Genomic DNA, 2,871 nt, shown 5'->3' on the forward strand with positions numbered 1-2,871 from the left:
GCTACACACCCCGCAAATAAAACAGGATAGCCACATTCGGGGTTTTTTATATCGGTGTAACAATGGCAATTGTTAATGTATTTATTGCCATCACTCACCCACTCCAAGCGGAAGAATTCATAATGCCAGCGTTCTTTATCTCCCCAATCTTGAGGACGCGAAAATTCTGCAATTGGTTTTGATGCTTCAGTTCCGTCATCATTCATACCGTAAATAGTCACGGCATTATGAGTTTCACGAATTTCTCTAACACGACCTAAATTTGTTGTAACTGAATCATGACCAGCATCTTTGTTATTCAGAAAATCTTGGATACTTTTATCAATTTGTTCAGGGGTTAATCGGTCGTATTTAGAATTCGCTTCTTCACTAATTTTTTTAGTCCAATAGCTTAGGGATTCATCTGATAAATCACTAAGGTATTGCACTGCAAGCCCTAAACCCAAAGAATTAACCATGTAATCTTCTTTGGAAATTAAAAATTGATCGCTGTGATCGCTCATTCTGACCTCCGATTTTTCAAGCGATGATTACAATTGCAGCGCTGCTCTAATAAGTCTGCTGCCTGTTGCCAAGCTTGCAGAATAGCTGTGGCATTAACACCTGTGAAAGCTTGTCTATCGCCGTTGTGCCAAGTAATCACAACAGTTATGCCGGGGTATTCCTCATGCTGAATTTGTCTGATTTGGGCTAGGTTAATCCAGCCCTCTGTTGGGGTTTTACAACTAAACACTACGGGGGTATTAATGATGGTGTGCATTTTGGTAAACTAACTTTGGTATCGATCAGTGGTGATCGCATTCTTTGCAAGGGAGGCGATCGCCTAAAAAATTTTCAATTAAAATCCGTTGGGGATATCACCGCTAGTCTTGGGCGTATCCCCAGTTTCAAAAGGGATATCGTCTGGATCGGGTTCCTCCTGGATCAGATTATCTTGTTGTTTTATTAACTCTTGGTCAGCTTCGAGCTGAACAAGAATGTCTTGTTGTTTTGATTTGTTGGGGTGTTCTAGCAAGTTGAGCAAATCGAGTAATTGACTTGCAAGAAACGCCCGCTTTTCATGCGAAATCCTGCACGACATTGCAAAAAAGTGGAACTTGATAGATGGCAGGTAGTAGGAATCAGGGATGTATGACATTTCTTCTGATGACCACAAGTCGCGCATACAATTCAAATAAACCCGCACTTGCTTGTGAGTTAAAGAGTCATGCTTTTTATGGTTATCCCTGATGATATATAAAATGTGACGAAAATCATTAATGTTTAAGACCTCATACATTTTTGATTTGCTCAAAATGTGCTATTTTTTACTTGTACAAGTTTGAAGTGTTTGAATTAGATAATCAAATTGCGATCGCATTCCCTCCTGGTGCGCGATCGCAATTGAATTAGGACTACAACCCAAACTCTGTAAGGCGGTCACGGAAAACCACTTCAATCGGGTTTGGGGAAAATTTTTTCATCATTTGATGGTAACTATCAGCATCGCTGCGTTTTCTAAATTGGGACAAAATAACCCACTTGCACGGCGAGACTTCTTTGAGAACAATCCAATCAAAAAGCTGTTGTCGATAAGTCATAGGTAAATGCTGTTGTTAAATTATGTTGGGTAGTATTCGTTAAGGAATTGCTCTAATTCCTCATCTGAAAACTGATGAAACTTTTGTTGACCAAGGTTTAAATATTTGACTCGGTGTTCAATTGCGGGAACTTCAGTATGTTTTGCTAATTCGTCAGTGACAAGTGCATAAGCGACTACCAGATATAACAGAAAGTTATTGGAAAAAAGCACATCAGATTTTCGTTTTGTAATCCTCATAATTGCCTAATTTTGATGACAAGTAAAACCAGTCAACCATCAGCAATTGACTGGTTTAAAATGGAACATTTTGCTTTTGGCTTATATAAATGAAAGTTATTTCATAGGCATATTCCTCCTGTAAAAATAGTCAAGCTTGAGGGCGCGGTGGTGATGAAGAGTTAGCCGTGCCCTTAATTTATTTGTTCTCCATTGCGATTCACCGCGCGAGATCGTCAACTGCTCGGTTCGCAGCGTCGAGTGCTTCAGAAAGTCTGTAGCAAACTGTGTAGTAATGATTTTCGATCTTGGCGTACTCCGGCGAATCGATAAGGTGCTGTATCTTATCGATCAAGGATTGCAGGTCTTTGCTCACATCTGGTTTACATTGTTGTACGGTCATAAAGTCCTACGGTTTTTTGCATTTTTACTTGGGTTTAGCAACTAAACGCCCATTAGAATCGCGTTCCATCACCAAGTCGGCGCGGGGTGCAATTGACAAATTGCGGATTTTGCGCTGTACCCTTTTTTTAGCGATCGCAACCAGCGCTGCGGGCGGTAATTCTGATGGCAGTAACTCCTCATGGAAATCTCGCTCGACGGCACGCGCCAAGCCAGGACGGGAACGATAAATTATCCCGTGGGCATCGTCAAGCAGTTGAGTGAGGGTTTTAACCTGACATTTCAATTGCTCAATCTCTTTTTCTAGTTGGCGTATCCGTTTTTTTCGTGTTACATACTTTCCTTTGGTTTGTGTCATGTGAAAAAATGCGACCGGTCGCAAGGGTTTGCGCGTTTTTCTAAGAACTGTGATCCGTTGCATAACCACACGGTGATTTGCAATTTCGCGATCGTGCATCTGTGCGTGAGCCATTACCTACACGCCAGCCTCTACGGGATTTTCACCCAGGTCTTAATTTCCACAGCCCACCGTGTCACCACGTCAGCATATAGCCCCTGGAAAATGTGGAATACCCTACTAAGGTCGTTTACAGATTGGGGCCCCCATACAATTGCACGTCACCAGCTTTTATCCAAGCCGCGACTTGTATAGACAAACACTTCAGGTGTCA

6 protein-coding genes are annotated in these 2,871 nt (G+C 41.7%); all 6 read right to left on the reverse strand.

The features are described 5' to 3' along the window. A partial coding sequence (locus RMX98_RS36100; protein ID WP_409882108.1) for a hypothetical protein occupies positions 1–503 on the reverse strand: 503 nt, incomplete at its 3' end. After that, positions 500–760: a hypothetical protein gene (locus RMX98_RS36105; protein WP_409881971.1), complete on the reverse strand. Its 261-nt coding sequence runs from the start codon at positions 758–760 to the stop codon at positions 500–502. The genes RMX98_RS36100 and RMX98_RS36105, both read right to left, overlap by 4 nt. A gap of 78 nt (positions 761–838) precedes the next feature. Then, on the reverse strand, positions 839–1,279 hold the full coding sequence (locus tag RMX98_RS36110; protein ID WP_409881970.1) for a hypothetical protein: 441 nt from the start codon (positions 1,277–1,279) through the stop codon (positions 839–841). Between the two features lie 115 nt (positions 1,280–1,394). Beyond that, a complete protein-coding gene (locus tag RMX98_RS36115) occupies positions 1,395–1,580 on the reverse strand; it encodes a hypothetical protein (RefSeq protein WP_409881969.1) in 186 nt (61 codons plus the stop codon). A gap of 20 nt (positions 1,581–1,600) precedes the next feature. Further along, positions 1,601–1,819, reverse strand: coding sequence for a hypothetical protein (locus RMX98_RS36120; RefSeq protein WP_409881968.1), 219 nt, complete (start codon positions 1,817–1,819; stop codon positions 1,601–1,603). 406 nt (positions 1,820–2,225) lie between these two features. Then, on the reverse strand, positions 2,226–2,672 hold the full coding sequence (locus RMX98_RS36125; protein WP_409881966.1) for a hypothetical protein: 447 nt from the start codon (positions 2,670–2,672) through the stop codon (positions 2,226–2,228). Between the last annotated feature and the right edge of the window lie 199 nt (positions 2,673–2,871).

Source organism: Nostoc sp. DedQUE02 (assembly GCF_034531035.1).
Taxonomy (GTDB): Bacteria; Cyanobacteriota; Cyanobacteriia; order Cyanobacteriales; family Nostocaceae; genus Nostoc.

What these genes read in the sequence shown, in the direction of transcription:
- RMX98_RS36115 (WP_409881969.1), bottom strand. Translation starts at nt 1,580, where the DNA reads ATGACTTATCGACAACAGCTTTTTGATTGGATTGTTCTCAAAGAAGTC.
- RMX98_RS36105 (WP_409881971.1), bottom strand. Translation starts at nt 760, where the DNA reads ATGCACACCATCATTAATACCCCCGTAGTGTTTAGTTGTAAAACCCCA.
- RMX98_RS36110 (WP_409881970.1), bottom strand. Translation starts at nt 1,279, where the DNA reads ATGTATGAGGTCTTAAACATTAATGATTTTCGTCACATTTTATATATC.
- RMX98_RS36125 (WP_409881966.1), bottom strand. Translation starts at nt 2,672, where the DNA reads ATGGCTCACGCACAGATGCACGATCGCGAAATTGCAAATCACCGTGTG.
- RMX98_RS36120 (WP_409881968.1), bottom strand. Translation starts at nt 1,819, where the DNA reads ATGAGGATTACAAAACGAAAATCTGATGTGCTTTTTTCCAATAACTTT.